This is a genomic window from Methylophilus sp. YYY-1 (assembly GCF_029132825.1).
Lineage (GTDB): Bacteria > Pseudomonadota > Gammaproteobacteria > Burkholderiales > Methylophilaceae > Methylophilus > Methylophilus glucosoxydans.
The window spans coordinates 704,134-721,516 of sequence record NZ_WOVG01000001.1 but is presented as its reverse complement, the minus strand read 5'-3'; the positions used below and the strand labels follow the sequence as shown (position 1 = coordinate 721,516).

Below are 17,383 nucleotides of genomic sequence, written 5' to 3'. Positions count from 1 at the left end.
GGTACGAATGAACAATCGGCTCATCGATCAATTGCCCCTGTTTTTGCGCACACGCATGGCCTTAGCCATTGTGGTGCTGACCTCGATCTTGATGGTCTGGCACTTTAGCACGCACTCAGAATCTGCCAGACCCAGCAATGCAGGACTGACGGTGACAGTCATCACCGTGGAAAACAAACCGCTCAATTCGACATTGGAGTTGTTTGGTAAAGTGGTTGCCCAGGAGCAGGTGCCGGTGTACGCGGACATGATGCAAGGCCGGATTACCAAAGTGTTAGTTGACGAGGGCGATCACGTCAAGACCGGTCAGCAACTGGCGGTGGTGGATACCCAATTGGCCAAAGTGCAACGGGTACAATCGCTTGCCAGCAAGCAGCGGGCGATTGTGGCGTTTAGTGAAGCGGAAGCGGCGCTCGATGATGCCAAGAAAACCCTGGACCAGGCGCGGACTGAACGCGTCCGCGGTGAAAAAGTCGCAGAGGATGGGCTGATTTCAAAAGAATTACTGGAGCAACGTATCCAGACCGAACAGGCCGCAGAGAGCAAGCTTAACACGGCCCGCAACCGTTTAAGGATGGCCTTATCCGATCTGTTGTCAGCCAATGCGCAGGTGGATGAAGCGGATCTCAAAATCAAACAGGCAGAGTTGGTCGCCCCGGTATCAGGGCTGGTGATTCAAAGAAATGCGGTCGTTGGCCAATTGCTCAGTCAAACCAATCAATCCCAGTTTTTACTGGCCAAAGATGGCACGCTCGAGGTCGATATAGAAACCAGCGCGGAAGTGGCTGCGTCCTTAACGCATGGCATGCCAGTGCAGGTGAAAATCAAGGATGCAGAACGAAGCTATGCTGGCCATATCCGTAAAAAAGGCATCATGGTGCACGATGAAAACCAGATGTTGCATCTCAAAGTTGCTTTTTCCAAAGCCCCGGCGCTGAGCCCAGGACAAGCCGCCACCGTGCTGGTCACCCTGCCGCAACGCAATGCCATCCGTGTGCCAGATAGCGCCATTGCCGTAGAAGGCGACCAGTATTATGTCTACAGCGTCGAGCAAGGACATGCCAAGCGCATTGCCGTTACTATCGGGCAGCGTTTGGATGGGGAAGTGGAGATCCTGTCCGGGGTCAGCCCTGGCATGCGCCTCATTGATAAATTTGCCGGGTTTATCCGCGAAGGTGAACCAGTCAACGTCATTGCGGCAGTACACTAAGTGAAATTAAAGCTTTCTTCCTGGGCGATCGCCAACCCTTTGCTGATTGCCTTGGCGACCTTCATCCTGCTTGTTTGGGGCGCGGATTGTTTCCATCGTTTGCCGGTGAACGGCATGCCCACGGTCAGAATTCCAGTGGTCTCGGTATCCATTGCATTGCCGGGCGCCTCCTCCTCAACCATTGAGCGGCAGGTGACCATCCCGGTAGAAAATGCCGTGGCCAATATCCCGAATATCAAGCATGTCACGTCCTATATCGAAAACGGCGTCTCAGTCACGCAGATTGAGTTTCGATATGGCACCAATATCCGTACTGTGTTGTCACTGGTGCGCGAGAAAATTGCCAGCCTACGCCGTCAATGGTCCAGCGATGTGGGAGAACCCCTGATCCAGCAGTCAGAGGATGACAATACGCCATTAATGACCTATGCCTTTCAATCCGGCACGCTTTCACTGCCCTCGCTGACGCAACAGGTAGACAAAGGCCTGGTCAGCGCTTTAATGGCGGTGGAGGGCGTGGAGAAAATTGAACGCCAGGGCGGCTATGACCGTGAAATTCACATTGAGCTGTTACCGGAGAAGCTATATGCACTCGGTGTCAGTGCCGCCACGGTGAATAAGCAAATACAGGCCTATATTGCGCAGGCTCCGGCAGGGCAGTTTAGCCTGGGCAGCAAACAGACATCGCTACGCGTGCAAGGGGATCCGCAATCTGTGGATGCCCTGGCGCATCTGGAAATTGCTGTGGGAGAGCATCGCTATGTCACCTTGTCCAGCCTCGGCAATCTGCTTGATACCTTCAAACCAGCCCAGCAATTAACGCGGCTTAATCGTCAGCCGGCCATTGGCATTGCCATTTACAGAACGGCAAAAGCAGATGAATTAAAAGTCGCAGAGGCGATTGAGCAGGCCATACAGCGCTGGCAACAGACGCAGCCGCATATCCAGGCCGAGCGGGTGCAGACGCAGATCGACTTTACCAAAAAAACATACTTTTCTGCCATGATGTCCTTTTTGGAAGGCGTGTTGTTGGCCGGTTTGGTGGTCTACGCATTTTTGCGCTCCACCCGTGCCACCCTGATTGCCGCTATTGCCATTCCTCTTTCTGTGATCCCGACGTTTATTGTCATGCACTGGCTGGGGTTTTCCTTGAACTTGGTCAGCATGCTCGCCCTGTCACTGGTGTCGGGGGTCTTGGTCGATGATGCGATTGTCGAGATTGAAAACATTATCCGCCATATGGAAAACGGCCAAGCGCCTTATCCAGCCGCCATGCGCGCGGCGGATGAAATTGGCCTGGCCGTGATTGCCACCAGTTTTGCCATTATTGCCGTGTTTGTCCCGGTCAGTTTTATGGGCGGGCTGGTTGGCCAGTATTTCATTCAATTTGGCATCACGGTCGCAACGGCGACTTTTTTCTCCTTATTGGTCGCACGTTTCATCACACCGGTGATGGCCGCCTACTTTCTAAAGTCGACTCCGCCAGTGGCACAGCAAGGCCGCTGGTATCACTTTTATCAAGGATGGTTGGAACAGTCGCTCAAGCATAGACGGATCAGCCTGTTGCTGGTGGGGCTGTTGCTGCTGCTTTCGGCCAGTCTGTTATTGATCTTGCCAGCAGACTTTATGCCGCAAGAAGATAAAGCCTTTTTCATGTTGCAGGTGGAGCTGCCTGCGGAAGCACAGTTAAAACAAACCGATGCTGCGATTGAGCAGGTGACTGAAGCCTTGCTAAGCAAGCCTGAGGTCAGCAGCGTCTATTCCTGGATTGGTGGACGTGACGCCGAGACCATGGTTGCAGGACAAGTCAATCGCGCGACCCTGATAGTCAAGCTGGTGGCGCGGTCACAGCGCAACAGCAGTGTCGATCAGTTCAAGCTGCAAGCGTTATATGAGTTGCGCCGCGTACCCAATGTGAGATTGAGTGCCTTAAACGAAAATGGCAGCAAGGCTTTTGGTTTGGTATTAACCGGGCATGACCCGCAACGTTTGTACCGTACTGCGCTGGCGCTGGAACATGACATGCGCAAATTGCCGGCGTTTTCTAACGTGTTGTCCACGGTGCCGGCCATGAAAAGCAATCTGGTGGTGACGCCCAAGCCGCATGAAGCAGCGCGCCTGGGCGTCACCACCAGTGCGATTGCAGAGGAGCTGCAGATCGCCTTGAAAGGCGGCAGTGAAGAGCAACTGGCACATGTGTTGCTGGATAATCAGGCCGTCCCGGTCCGCTGTGCTGTGAGATTGCCTGAGCAGTCTGCGCTGGCATTCTTGCGTCAGCTGCCGGTGACGACCAATACCCAGCAGATTGTCGCGCTGGATGCTGTGGCCAATTTGTCATTGATGCATGACTATGCCAGCATCACGCGCTATGACCGTATGCCGCAAATCGTCATTTCTGCCGACCTGAATGGTCTTTCCTTGGGCGATGCGATGCAGACGGTGCGGCAGTTACCGACTCTGCAGCAGTTGCCTGCGGGCATCAGCCTCAGTGAAACTGGCGATTCCGAAATGCTGAGTGAAATGTTCAGTACCTTTAGCATGGCCATGCTGAGCGGCTTGTTCCTGGTATGGATGGTGTTGGTACTGCTGTTCAGAAAGCTCTTGCAGCCCTTTACCATCATGATGGCCTTGCCCTTATCCATCTGTGGCGCGCTATTGGCGCTGGCGCTCACCCATCAGGCGCTTTCTCTGCCTGCAGTGATCGGCATCCTCATGTTGATGGGCATCGTCGGCAAAAATGGCATCCTTATTGTCGACGCCATCATTGAATGCCGCTCCGCAGGCTTGTCCAGAGTTGAGGCGATCATTGCCGCCTGCCAGCAGCGTAGCCGACCGATTATCATGACCACGATTGCCATGATTGCGGGCATGCTGCCAGTGATCATCGGCGCCGGGGCGGGGACTGGATTCCGTACGCCCATGGCTTATGCGCTGATAGGGGGGCTGGTGACCTCCACCTTGTTAAGCCTGATTGTCGTACCGCTGATTTATACGCTGATGGATGATCTTGAGCAACGGGTCAAAAGTCGTCTAAACACTGCGCACGAGTAAAAGAAACGCCCCGTAAGCGGTGCTTGGCGGGGCGATGGAAGAGGCTATACGAATAATAAAGCGATTCGCTAGGCGATTTCGCGCGTTTCCATAAACTGAATATCCGGGTAACGTTCCTGCGCCATTTGCAGGTTGACGCGGTTGGGTGCCAGGTAGACATAATCATCCGCGCTATCCAGGCCAACGTTAAAGCCATATTTATCTGCAATGGCTTTCAAATCCGCATCCGAGCCTTTGAGCCAGCGCGCGGTATAGCAGTCATAGGGCTCAAATACCATATCGACGCCGTATTCATGCTCCAGACGGTGTGCTACCACGTCAAACTGCAGCATCCCCACTGCGCCCAAAATCAGGTCATTCGACAGCAGCGGACGGAATAATTGCGCCGCGCCTTCTTCGGATAACTGTTTGAGGCCGATTTGTAACTGCTTCATTTTCATCGGATTTTTAATCCGTGCACGCCGGAAAAATTCAGGCGCAAATGACGGAATGCCAATGAACTTGAGAGCCTCATTTTCGGTAAAGGTATCGCCAAGTTTGATGGTGCCGTGGTTGGGAATACCAATAATGTCACCAGAATAGGCTTCATCCATGATGGTGCGGTCTTGCGCCATAAAGGTGATGGCGTTGTTAACGTTGAGCATCTTGCCAGTGGCGACTTGCTTGATTTTCATACCACGTTCAAAGCGGCCAGAGCACACGCGCAAGAAGGCAATGCGGTCACGGTGTTTGGGATCCATATTGGCCTGAATTTTGAAGACAAAGCCGGCAAACTTGTCTTCGTTGGCGGCGACTGCGCGTGTCGCCGTGTTGCGTGCCTGTGGCGGTGGCGATAAATCTACTACTGCATCCAGCAAGGATTGCACGCCAAAGTTGTTCACCGCGGAGCCAAAAAACACAGGCGTTTGCTTGCCGCTCAGATAGCGCTCTTTGTTGAATTCGTTGGAAGCACCGCGGACCAGCTCAATATCAACGCGCAATTCTTGCGCTTGGTAGCCAATTAGCTCGTCCAGACGTGGATTATCCAGGCCTTGAATTGTTTCAGAAGTCCCTTTTTCAGCACGGGGATCAAAGAACAGGATGCTGTCATTCACCAGGCTGTAGACGCCTCGGAAGGTCTTGCCCATGCCGATCGGCCAGGTCATGGGCGCGCATTCCATCCCCAAGGTGGTCTCGATTTCATCAAGTAACTCTATCGGTGCGCGGCTTTCACGGTCCAGCTTGTTGATAAAAGTGATGATGGGCGTGTCGCGCATGCGGCAGACATTGAGCAGCTTGATGGTTTGCGCTTCGACGCCGTTGACCGAGTCAATGACCATGACGGCCGAGTCCACGGCGGTCAGGGTGCGGTAAGTATCTTCGGAGAAGTCATCGTGGCCGGGGGTATCCAGCAAATTCACCATATGTTCACGATAGGGAAACTGCATCACAGATGAGGTAACGGAAATGCCGCGTTGTTTTTCCAGTTCCATCCAGTCCGAGGTGGCATGACGGGCGGCTTTACGACCACGCACTTCACCCGCAACCTGAATCGCGCCACCAAACCACAGCAGTTTTTCGGTGAGGGTGGTTTTACCCGCATCCGGGTGCGAAATAATGGCAAAGGTACGGCGGCGTTCAACTTCTTGCTGCAAACTGGACATGAAAAAATAGCGCTTTGGAAAAAAGTGCTATTTTAACCCAGATTTTATATTGGGACTTGAAAAGGCAACGACGTGCAGTTTGATGGGTTTTTGTGCAATTTTTTTGGCAATAGTCATTCTATTGCCAAAAAAATTAAGCAGAAAAGACGCGAACTGCGCAAGTTGACATTCAAGTAGGTCTGCCGCCCAGATATAAAATCTGGGTTGGCTAATCAAACACTTAGCCGGATTATTTTCGCATGAGGAAGATCGCCACCGCTGCGAAAATAATCAGAATAATTAACCCTTCCATCGGCAGCAGAGGGTTAATTGACGGCCTGTTTCAACTGTTCGAGGATGGCCGGGTTATCCAGGGTCGAAATATCAGAAGTGATTTCCTCACCCTTGGCCAGGCTACGCAACAAGCGGCGCATGATTTTGCCCGAACGCGTCTTGGGCAGGTTGTCGCCAAAGCGGATTTCATCCGGCTTGGCAATCGGGCCAATTTCTTTACCGACCCAGTCACGCAATTCGGCCACGATCTTCTTGGCTTCTTCGCCTTCTGGGCGCTTGCCTTTCAGTACGACGTAAGCCACCACAGACTCACCTTTGATCGGATGTGGTTTGCCGACCACGGCAGACTCGGCGACCAAATGGTTGGCGACCAGCGCAGACTCGATTTCCATGGTACCCAGGCGGTGGCCCGACACGTTCAATACGTCATCAATGCGGCCCATGATGGTGAAATTACCGGTGTCGGCGTCACGCACGGCGCCATCCCCAGCCAAGTACAGGTTGCCACCCAGTTCGGTCGGGAAATAGCTGGCTTTGTAACGCTCGGGATCGTTGTAAATGGTGCGGATCATGGAGGGCCACGGCTTTTTGATCACCAGTAGACCGCCATTGCCCCAGGCAATGGCTTTGCCGGTTTCATCTACGACGTCGATATCAATGCCAGGGAAGGGCAGGGTGCAGGAACCTGGCACCAAGGGAGTCGCGCCTGGTAGCGGGGTTATCACATGGCCGCCGGTTTCGGTTTGCCAGAAGGTATCGACAATCGGGCAGCGATTGCCGCCCACTTGTTCGTAGTACCACATCCAGGCTTCGGGGTTGATAGGCTCGCCGACGGTGCCCAGCAAACGCAGGCTGGCTAAATCGAAATGGTTGGGGTGCGTGGTAAAGTCGGTTTCACCGGCTTTGATCAGGGAGCGGATCGCGGTAGGCGCGGTGTAGAACACGCTGACTTTGTGGCGCTGAATCATTTCCCAGAAACGCCCTGCATTCGGATAGGTCGGAATGCCTTCAAACACAATCTGGGTCGCCCCCATGGCAAGCGGGCCGTAAGCGACATAGCTGTGACCGGTGATCCAGCCCACATCGGCCGTACACCAGTAAATGTCGTTGGGCTTAATATCAAAGGTCCAGCGCATGGTGTTCATCGCGTGCAGCAGATAGCCCGCCGAGCTATGTTGTACGCCTTTGGGTTTACCGGTCGAACCTGAGGTGTAGAGCAGGAACAACGGATGTTCTGCGTCTACCATCACCGGCTCACAGGTGTCGGCTTGGCCTGCAATCAGGTCATGCCACCAGACACAGGTACTATCCCAGGCGACGTCCATGCCGGTTTTCTTGAACACCACCATATGGCGGATGCTGTCACAGCCGCCCATGGCAATGCCTTCGTCGACTGCTTGTTTGAGCGGCAGCGTTTTACCGCCACGGTATTGGCCGTCTGAGGTAATCACCGCCACCGCGCCAGCATCGATAATCCGCTCATTGAGGCTTTTGGCAGAAAAGCCGCCAAATACCACCGAGTGAATGATGCCCAGACGGGCACAGGCCTGCATGGCGACCACGGCTTCAATGCCCATGGGCAGGTAGATAATGACGCGGTCACCCTTGACCAGCTTGAGTGACTTGAGGCCATTCGCAAACTGGCAGACCTGGTGGTAGAGTTCTTTGTAGCTCACACTGCGCACATCGCCGTTATCCGCCTCAAAAATAATGGCGGTTTTGTTGGGGATGGTTTGCAGGTGCTTGTCCAGGCAGTTGGCGGACACATTTAACTCGCCATCTTCAAACCATTTGTAGAAGGGGGCATGGTCCTGATTGAGTGTCTTGGTAAACGGTTTGTGCCAGATTAATAGCTCGCGAGCCAGTTTGGCCCAGAATCCTTCGTAATCCTGTGCCACTTCCTGGCACAGGCGTTGGTATTCCTCCATGCTGCCGATCGCGGCCTGGCTTGAAAACTCTTTGCCCGGCGCGAATACGCGGTGTTCATGAAGTACAGATTCGATAGACATAGCGTCCCCCAAAAATCAATGTCAAAAAATGAAAGTGTGAGCGAACCTCAGGTGTTATTATTTTGGTTCTGATTGACAAACTCTCCGAGCACACATCCCGTTACTAGAGCCACAGCCCATGCAACAGCTTGCCCAAATTCTAACAGAAAAGCAGGTCGCGTCTACAGAGGCCGCCTATTTGCTGCATGCGGCTGCTTGTAGCCCCTTTTTTGCCAGATTCGTTACAAAACATCCAGATTTTGTAACTGATCTGTTAGATAACTTATATAAGACATATAAGACTCAAGATGTCAAAGATCTGTTTTTAATTGAAAAAAATAGTGAAGAATCTGTTTTTCTGCAACAAATCCGATTGATCAGGCAGCGCTTGATGGCACATTTGATCGTGCGTGACCTGAATGGTCTGGCGGATTTTGCCGAGGTGGTGGAAACCACAAGCGCGCTGGCCGAGTCGGCAATTGCTGCGGCTATCACCTTCTACCACGCCCGCCTGGCTGATATCTATGGTCAGCCTTGCTCAGCCAAGGGCGCGCCGCAGCAACTGATCGTGGTCGGCATGGGCAAGCTAGGCGGGCGTGAATTGAATGTCTCCTCTGATATAGACCTGATTTTTGCCTATGAAGAAGAAGGGAACACCAATGGAGAAAAGTCCATCAGTAACCAGGACTTTTTTACGCGGCTGGGTAAAAAGGTCATTGTGGCGCTGGATGAAGTCAGGGCGGAAGGCTTTGTCTTTCGCGTGGATATGCGTTTGCGCCCGTTTGGCTCGGAAGGCGCGCTGGTTTGCAACCTCGATGCGCTGGAGGATTACTACCAGAATTATGGCCGTGAGTGGGAGCGTTACGCCTGGATTAAGGGCCGGGTCATCCATGGGCCAGAAGCTGCACTGACCAGGCTGATCAAGCCGTTTGTGTTCCGCAAGTATCTGGATTTTAACGCTTATGCCTCCATGCGCGATCTCAAGCTGCAAATTCAGCGCGATGTGCTGCAGCGCAAGCTCTCGGACAATATCAAGCTGGGGCGGGGCGGCATCCGCGAGGTCGAGTTTATCGCGCAGTTGTTCCAGCTGATCCGTGGTGGTCAAGTGCCGGATTTGCAAATCAAGCCGACGCTGGCGGTGCTCGACTGCTTGGCGATGCGCGGCATGTTGCCCGCAGACGAAGTCTCTGCCCTCAAGCAAAGTTATGTCTATCTGCGCAACCTAGAGCATAGACTCATGTACATCGACGATCAGCAAACCCAGGATTTGCCTGAGTCTGAGACCTACCGTGGTTACTTGCTGCAGATGCTCAAGCAGCCGGACTGGTCCAGTTTTATAGTCGAACTCAATCTGCATAGAGACCGCATACAACGTTTTTTTGATGAAACCTTTAAGGACGAACAGCAACAGGATTTACAACAGGAAACGGCTGTTTGGCAAGGGACGCTGAGTGCCGCTGACAGTGAGCAATGGCTGGCTGCGCAAGGGTATACGCGTGGCAGCGATATCGTGCATTTGTTGCAGCAGACGCGGGCGAGCCAACGCATCCAGCAATTGCCTGAGCAAAGCCGTCGCCGACTGGATCAACTGATGCCCTTACTGTTGCGGGAAGCCGCACAGCAACAGAGCACCACGCCGGATACCGCACTCATTCGCACGCTGGACTTGCTGGAAAGTATTTGCCGCCGCGCCAGCTATCTGGCTTTGTTGGCAGAGTTTCCTGATGCACTGTCGCTGATCGTCAAACTGTGTGCCGCCAGCCCGTGGATTGCACAGTATGTCTCTGCCCACCCCATTTTGCTGGATGAGTTGCTCAATAAGCAGACCTTGTTCAAGCGATTGGATGCCGCCCAATTGAAAACCGAGCTGCTAAGCCAGATGCAAGCCTTGCACGGCGATGTGGAAGCGCAAATGGATGCGATGCGACATTTCAAGCATGCCAGCGTGCTTAAAATTGCGGCACAGGACGTGATGACGGCGTTGTCACTGGAGGCGATTTCGGACGACTTAAGCGCACTGGCCGACGTGATCTTGCAGGTCAGTGTACAGACCGTGTGGCAAAACCTGGCGATCAAACACCGCGATACGCCCCAGTTCGCCGTGATCGGCTACGGCAAGCTGGGCGGCAAAGAATTAGGCTATCTCTCGGATCTGGATATTATTTTTCTATATGAAGATGACGCGGAGCAGGCCCCGGAGGTCTATGCACGCTTTGCTCAGCGCCTGAATACCTGGTTTAACACGCTGACCAATGCCGGCTTGCTGTATGAGACCGACTTGCAGTTACGCCCAGATGGCAATAGTGGTTTGCTGGTCAGTACGGTGGCCGCGTTCAGGGAGTATCAGCATCATAAAGCCTGGGTATGGGAGCATCAGGCACTGACGCGTGCACGTTTTGTGGCGGGCTTGGATCACATCGGCGCGGCCTTTGAACAGATCCGCCGTGAGATCATCGTGCAGCCGCGAGATGCAACTGCGCTCAAGCAAGATATTGTGCACATGCGCGAGAAAATGCGCGAAGCCCAGAAGTCCAAGCTTGGCCGCTTTGATCTCAAGCAAGGGCCAGGCGGCATTATTGATGTCGAGTTTATGGTGCAATATCTGGTGTTATTGCACGGGGCTAAGCATCCCGGCCTGGCCGAAAATATTGGCAATATCGGCTTGCTGGAGCGCTGTGCCGAATTGGGACTGATTGACTCTGCAACCATGGCAGAAGCGGTTGCCGCAGCCTACCGTGAATACCGGAGACTGATCCATCACACCAAGTTGCAAGGGCAAGATGCCATTGTTGAAGATGCGGAATTACTGCCGCAGAGAACCGTGGTCAAGGCACTTTGGCAGAAGTTACTGGGGCAGCAGTTACTGGGCCAAGTCTGACTGAGAAACGCGTTATTCGCCTGCATTCCAGGCTTGCGCGTCTGTGACGGGTGGTTGCCATTGGCTGTTGTAGCAAATCACCCGGTTACGTCCGGTTTGCTTGGCCTGATAAAGGGCCAGGTCGGCATGTTTATAAAGCAATTCATAGGCATAAATCGTTTCATTCGCGCACGAAATGCCTATGCTGATCGTCGTGCTGAATTCATGGCCGCCCTGTGGGGTAAAAAAGCGTAACTCTGCGATCGAGGTACGGATGCGTTCAGCAATCACGCGCGCTTCTTCGGCTGTTGTGGCGGGTAAGACCACGGCAAACTCCTCACCGCCCAGTCTACCCAGTAAGTCCTTGTCGCGGATGGCATTTTCAATCGTCCGTGAACAAGCAATCAGCACCTGGTCGCCTTGCGGATGGCCGTAAGAGTCATTGATCACTTTAAAGAAATCAATATCCAGCATCAGGAAGCACAGTGGTGCCCCGGTATGGTCTGCTTGTTGCAGTATGGCTTTGGCACGGTTATAAAAAGAGTGGCGGTTAGGGATTTGTGTCAGGCTGTCTATGGTAGCCTCTTTTTCCGCTTTGTCTTTTGCCTGCTGCAACGCCCGGGTTCTGATTTTTACTTGATCTTCCAGCGAATGGTTCAGGCGTTGCATCTCATTGCGGTATTGTTGCAAGCTGCCAGACATGCTTTTGAACATCCTCGCCAGCTTGCCAATCTCGTTTTGCAACTTAAAGGGCAAGGGTAGGGTGTGGTTGGTGATTTTTTCATACTGCTGCGCTTCAATGGCGCTGGAGGCCGCCATAAACGTCTCCAGCGGTTGAATGACTTTTTTCTTCATCACCAGATACAGCATGATCAGCTCTATCACCAATGCCAGTACACTGACAATCAGGATAAATCTGGCGGCACTCATGGACGGTGCAGACAATAAAGATTTTGGGTAGACCGTGACAAACCACCAGCCAGGGCCTTCTATTTGTGTGGCTGCCAGAAATGCGTCATCATCCTCAACAATAAAATAAGCCTGCTGCCTGTTTTTGATGGATTGCGTCAGCACCTGAAACTGCTGGCTCAAATGCGCGTCTTTGAGGTCAGGGATCATCAGCATGCCCCGTGTACGGTTCATTTCTGTCTCTTTGGCCGGGTGCGCAATCAAGCGCCCATCTTCGCGGAAGATAAAATTGTAGGTCCCTGACAGATGGTCATTAAACACGCGGTCAAACAGGGCATTGAGCAAAATGTCATGCCCCACATTCAGCGTGTTTGTCTCAGTGATATCAATAGGGGTCTCCAGTGACACCATCCATTCATTGGCGGTCGGGTCAAAGTAGAGGCCAGTCCAGACACTCTTGCGCTCAGGGTTGCGCTGCCGGGTGGTGATGTAAACCCACTCTTCAGTGAGAACATCCAGTTTGCTGCTGGCGTTGTCAGCCCAACGCATGCCTGGCCAGTACACAATATTGACATTTTCTGGCATGGAGACATACAGGTTGGCAAACTGCTTGGTCCACGACGTGCCAAAGTGATCGACCATGACATACGACAGCAGTAATTTCTTCCTGAAATCCTCATTGGCAATCGGGGCCTTGGCGCCGATATATGCGGTGACGTCTTTGCTGATCAGGCCGGATTGATTATAAAAGCCATCGTAGGCTTTTTTTTGCAGGTGTATGGTGTGGTCTGGCATGCGCTGGAAGACTTGCCAGAAGAAGCGGTCATTGTAGAAAAAATCTTGTTGCCAGTGCGAGAGAAAGGTGGCCCTGAAAATCTGGTGATTGGACTCGGCCAACTTGAAAATGGCACTTTCACGCTGGCCGCGTTCATGGATGTAATGTTCGAGGCCATCAATGGTGGAGGCCACCAGCGTTTTGTAGATGTGCCAGTAAGTGAGTGCACTGACCGCGACAATCACGATGCTGACCCTGATCGCCATTTGCAACATGACATCCAGCGTCAGCGATTGTTTGTGGTTGAGCAGGCGCTTCATCAGGCGGTCCAGTCTGATTTGCAGAAAAATGAAGCCGAGACTGAATCTGAATTCAGGAAGTCCGCCACAGGTTTGTTGCTGCCATGCATCATCACTCAAATATACTGCTTTTGTTTATTGGTATGTCCACACTGATATGAACAGTGGATTTGCATCCCTTGGATTAACATACACCTGCCGCAAGCAGGAAGCAATCATAATGTGCGAGAAAGTGGCGATTTAAAATAAATTAATGCAGTTGCCTTTGCTGCCTGTGAGCGGACTGACTAGGGGCAGCGTTTAAGGTAGCGAATCGGGTTAGCAGCCCCAGCGCAAGCCAGCGGTATGCACTGGGCTGTCCCAGTGCTTTAGGATTTCCTGATCCAGCAGGCAGACCGTGATCGAGGCGCCTGCCATGTCAATGGCGGTGGTGTAGTTGCCAACCAGACTGCGGGTGACTTGGTAACCTTTGGCTGTCAGCTGTTCTGCGGCTGCGTGATAAATCAGGTATAACTCCATTAGCGGTGTCGCGCCCAGGCCATTCACCAAAAGCAGGATATCGCCCGCACCAGGCAGTTTTTTGGCTTCAATATCATGCACAATCGCGGCGACTATGTCCGTGACGATGGCGTCTGCTACACGCATGGCTTCACGGCGGCGACCTGGTTCACCATGGATGCCTACCCCCATTTCAATTTCAGCTTCAGTGATATCGAAGGTGGGTCTCCCTGCCGCAGGAACCGTGCAACTGGTCAGTGCGACGCCTATGCTGGAAGTGCGTAGATTGATTTTATCGCCAAGCGCCTTGCAGGCGGCGAGGTCAGCGCCGCTTTCCGCCAGGCTACCGACGCATTTTTCGACAATGACGGTGCCTGCCACGCCGCGGCGACCTGAGGTATAGGTGCTATTGACGACGGCACAGTCATCCGAGGTCAGCACCGTGGCATGCTCAAACGGCAGCATTTCAGCCGCCATTTCAAAATTCATGACATCCCCGGCGTAGTTTTTCACGATAAACAGCACGCCTTTATCCGCATGCACCGCTTCGGCTGCCGCCAGCATCTGATCTGGGGTAGGTGAGGTGAATACCTGGCCTGGACAGGCGGCATCCAGCATGCCTTTGCCCACATAGCCCGCATGCAAAGGTTCATGGCCTGAACCGCCACCGGAAATCAGCACGACCTTGTTTTGTGCTTTTTGTTTGCGGCTGACAAAGGTCGGCTCAAATTGCACTTGCACCAGCTCGCGATGTGCAGTGGCAAAGCCAGCCAGACTTTCAGTCAGCATCTGGTCAACCTGATTTAAAAATTTTTTCATTTTTCGCTCCGTGATTAAAACCGTGCACAGCTGGCTAAGCTAAGCCTGATACCCAGTGCGCCGCGTAGAGGGGTGAGTGGGGCAAACTTGATCTGTAATGCCCTTAACCGGCAAGCACGAGATCGCACACTGCATGAATCATGACCTGGCAGCTTTTTGCCCCCGCATCGAGATGACCAATGGCGCGCTCACCCAATCCAGCCGCGCGACCTTTGGTGGCCAGCATATTACGCGTGGACTCAAGACCTTCACTGGCTGTCTTTTTCAGGGCGGCTGCAATTTCCGGGCGGGTGTGGCCTTGTTCTGCCATGTGTTTAAAGGTCTGGGCGACGGGGACCAGCACATCCAGCATGGTTTTTTCACCGGCCTGGGCTTTGCCCCGTTGCATAATGGCTTGTACACCAGCGTCAAATGCGGCGGCAAGGTGGTTGATGCTGATTGTTTCACTGGTTTTAAGCGATTTGCCCATGGCCATAAAAAAGCTTGCAAATAACGGCCCAGATGCCCCGCCTATGGTGCTCAGTAATTTCATGCCAATTTTATTCAGCGCATCAGGTGCGTCTAGGCCATTGAGTTCATTTGCCAGTCCTGCAATCGCTTCACAGCCACGCTTCATATTAATGTAGTGGTCGCCATCGCCTATTTCGCGGTCCAGGCATTCGATATCCGCTTCATGCGCAACAATTGCCTCGCGTATCGCCGAGGCACAACAATTGATAGAGTTAGTATCCATATCTCTGTCTGTCAGTTAGAAAGTTTGTAGGTGCATGTTACTCACAGCCATCGGGCTCGGCAAGCTGGCTGAGGGAGGCGTCAGCGATTTTGAATGACAGGGTGGTCGTTTTGCAGACAAGCGTTTAAAATAGCGCCGCTGTCCTCGTGGTGAAACAGGATATCACCAGCCCCTCCTAAGGGCTAGTTTCAGGTTCGAGTCCTGACGGGGACGCCAGCTTAGCTGAAAATGCTTAAGTGCTTGATAGTATTCGGATTAAGCGCTATAATTTTGGATTGACTTTTTGTCAAACACTTGCTTGCAATCACATTGGGTGCCGTTAAATACGGTGTTTTTGATTGCAAGTTTATGAATAACCCTTTGAATGGAAAGATAAAATCATGTCCGTGACTATGCGTCAAATGTTGGAGGCTGGTGTTCACTTTGGTCACCAAACTCGTTACTGGAACCCGAAAATGGCAGAGTTCATTTTTGGCGATCGTAACAAAATTCATATTGTTAACCTGGAAAAAACCCTGCCACTGTTTGAAGAAGCACAGAAATATGTGCGCACTTTGGCAGCAAACAAGGGACGTATTCTGTTTGTGGGCACCAAGCGTCAAGCCCGCGATATCGTGAAAGAAGAAGCACAGCGCGCTGCTTGTTCATACGTGAACCATCGCTGGTTGGGTGGTATGCTGACCAACTTCAAAACCGTGAAGCAATCTATCAAGCGTTTGCAAGACTTTGAAGCCATGATGATTGATGGCAGCATCGACAAGTTCGGTAAAAAAGAAGCTTTGGGCATCAAGCGTGAAATCGAAAAGCTGGAGCGTTCCATTGGTGGTATTAAGGAGATGGGTGGCTTGCCAGATGCGATTTTTGTGATCGACGTTGGTCATGAAAGCGGCGCGATTACTGAAGCACGTAAACTGGGTATTCCAGTGATTGGTATCGTGGATACCAATAACTCACCAGATGGCATCACTTATGTCATCCCTGGTAACGATGACTCTTCACGCGCAATCCGCTTGTACGCACGTGGCATGGCTGATGCCGTGTTGGAAGGTCGTGCAAACGCGATTTCTGAAATCGTGAAGGCTGCACAGGAAGAAGCTGCACCTGCTGAGGCAGTGGCTGAGTAATTCCCGGTAGCATGAAAAGGGGCGCATCGCCCCTTTTTCTATTGTGTCTTCTGTTGCATAGGCTGACAGAATGGGCACGTAAATGCGCTGGTGTCTGGCGCAATCTGGCTGTCACACAGCCCCTGTATAGTGAAAAGAATATTGATGGCGACCGCTCAGGTCGTTGAATAAAAGGAGCAAATAAATGGCTGAAATTACCGCAAGCATGGTGAAAGACTTACGTGAGCGCACCGATGCCCCAATGATGGACTGTAAAAAGGCTTTGACAGAAGCTGAAGGCGATATGGCCCGTGCGGAAGAAATTCTGCGTGTACGCTTTGGTAACAAGGCAAGCAAAGCGGCTGGCCGTGTGGCTGCAGAAGGCACCGTAGGCATCAGCATTACCGCTGATGGCAAACTGGGTACACTGATCGAAGTGAACTCTGAAACTGACTTCTGCGCCAAGAACGAAGAATTCCTCAAGTTTGTGAGCGAGTTGGCGCAAACTGTGAACGAAAACAATCCTGCTGACATTGATGCTGTCGGTGCATTGCCATTGCGTGGCGAAACAGCGGAGTCTGTGCGTGCGCAACTGGTTGGTAAAATTGGCGAAAACATCACTCCACGTCGTTTTGTGCGTACACAAGCACAAGGCCAATTGTTCAGCTATGTGCATGGTAGCAAAATTGGTGTGCTGGTTGATCTGGTGGGTGGTGACGAAGCGCTGGGTAAAGACATTGCAATGCATATTGCTGCAGCCAAACCAAAATCGCTGGATGCCAGTGGTGTGGATGCTGCGCTGATTGAAGCCGAGCGTCGAGTGGCTATCGAAAAAGCCAAAGAAGCTGGCAAGCCAGAAGCCATGCTGGAAAAAATTGCAGAAGGTACGGTGCAGAAGTTCTTGAAAGAAGTGACTTTGCTGAGCCAGGCCTTTGTGAAAGATGACAAGCTGAGCATTGAGCAATTGCTGAAATCCAAAGGGGCAAGCGTGGCTTCTTTCAGCATGTACATCGTGGGTGAAGGCATTGAAAAAGCCGTAGTCGATTACGCGGCTGAAGTGGCTGCTGCTGCAAAAGTCTAATTGACTGGCTAGTAGCGTCTCACAAAAAGTGGAATCTTAGGATTCCACTTTTTTTATGGCTGAATTTTGTTTTATGGCTGAATTTTGGTTTTTATGGATCAGCCTTGTAGTTTTACCGCGAATCACTAGTTTTATTTCTAATTG

At 52.3% G+C, this 17,383-nt stretch carries 10 protein-coding genes and 1 tRNA gene; 6 read left to right on the top strand and 5 right to left on the bottom strand.

Annotation, left to right across the window (positions count from 1 at the left end; all coding sequences use genetic code 11):
* The first annotated feature begins 7 nt into the window (after window positions 1–7).
* Together GOC95_RS03285 and GOC95_RS03280 are read left to right on the top strand one after the other, a co-directional pair.
* Window positions 8–1,210 carry an efflux RND transporter periplasmic adaptor subunit gene (locus GOC95_RS03285; RefSeq protein ID WP_275355732.1) on the top strand — a complete coding sequence of 401 codons (1,203 nt, stop codon included), beginning with the start codon at window positions 8–10 and terminating at the stop codon, window positions 1,208–1,210.
* Window positions 1,211–4,261 carry an efflux RND transporter permease subunit gene (locus GOC95_RS03280; protein WP_275355731.1) on the top strand — a complete coding sequence of 1,017 codons (3,051 nt, stop codon included), beginning with the start codon at window positions 1,211–1,213 and terminating at the stop codon, window positions 4,259–4,261. It begins immediately after the preceding gene.
* A gap of 68 nt (window positions 4,262–4,329) precedes the next feature.
* On the opposite strand, the gene GOC95_RS03275 is transcribed toward GOC95_RS03280, so the two are convergent.
* Both GOC95_RS03275 and acs read right to left on the bottom strand, forming a co-directional pair.
* Window positions 4,330–5,904, bottom strand: a complete 1,575-nt coding sequence (locus GOC95_RS03275; protein ID WP_275355729.1) for a peptide chain release factor 3 — start codon at window positions 5,902–5,904, stop codon at window positions 4,330–4,332.
* A gap of 305 nt (window positions 5,905–6,209) precedes the next feature.
* Window positions 6,210–8,186 (bottom strand): acetate--CoA ligase, encoded by a 1,977-nt coding sequence (gene acs / locus GOC95_RS03270; protein ID WP_275355727.1) that lies wholly within the window; start codon window positions 8,184–8,186, stop codon window positions 6,210–6,212.
* Between the two features lie 118 nt (window positions 8,187–8,304).
* On the opposite strand from acs, the gene glnE reads away from it, so the two are divergent.
* Entirely contained in the window at window positions 8,305–11,043 is a 2,739-nt protein-coding gene (gene glnE, locus GOC95_RS03265; protein WP_275355725.1) for a bifunctional [glutamate--ammonia ligase]-adenylyl-L-tyrosine phosphorylase/[glutamate--ammonia-ligase] adenylyltransferase, read from the top strand.
* Window positions 11,044–11,055: 12 nt separating this feature from the next.
* On the opposite strand, the gene GOC95_RS03260 is transcribed toward glnE, so the two are convergent.
* From GOC95_RS03260 to dhaL, 3 genes are all read right to left on the bottom strand, one after another.
* Entirely contained in the window at window positions 11,056–13,125 is a 2,070-nt protein-coding gene (locus GOC95_RS03260) for a diguanylate cyclase (protein ID WP_275355723.1), read from the bottom strand.
* Between the two features lie 198 nt (window positions 13,126–13,323).
* Window positions 13,324–14,322: a dihydroxyacetone kinase subunit DhaK gene (dhaK, locus tag GOC95_RS03255; RefSeq protein WP_275355721.1), complete on the bottom strand. Its 999-nt coding sequence runs from the start codon at window positions 14,320–14,322 to the stop codon at window positions 13,324–13,326.
* Between the two features lie 103 nt (window positions 14,323–14,425).
* A complete protein-coding gene (gene dhaL / locus GOC95_RS03250; RefSeq protein ID WP_275355720.1) occupies window positions 14,426–15,055 on the bottom strand; it encodes a dihydroxyacetone kinase subunit DhaL in 630 nt (209 codons plus the stop codon).
* A 140-nt stretch (window positions 15,056–15,195) separates the two neighbouring features.
* Between dhaL and GOC95_RS03245 the strand changes: the two genes are divergently transcribed.
* From GOC95_RS03245 to tsf, 3 genes are all read left to right on the top strand, one after another.
* Window positions 15,196–15,271: transfer RNA gene (locus GOC95_RS03245), tRNA-Arg, on the top strand.
* Window positions 15,272–15,435: 164 nt separating this feature from the next.
* The gene (gene rpsB / locus GOC95_RS03240; RefSeq protein ID WP_275355719.1) at window positions 15,436–16,179 is read left to right on the top strand and encodes a 30S ribosomal protein S2; all 744 of its coding nucleotides are present in this window, start codon (window positions 15,436–15,438) and stop codon (window positions 16,177–16,179) included.
* Window positions 16,180–16,363: 184 nt separating this feature from the next.
* Complete coding sequence (gene tsf, locus GOC95_RS03235; protein ID WP_275355717.1) at window positions 16,364–17,239, top strand: translation elongation factor Ts; 876 nt, start codon at window positions 16,364–16,366, stop codon at window positions 17,237–17,239.
* The last annotated feature ends 144 nt before the right edge of the window (window positions 17,240–17,383 follow it).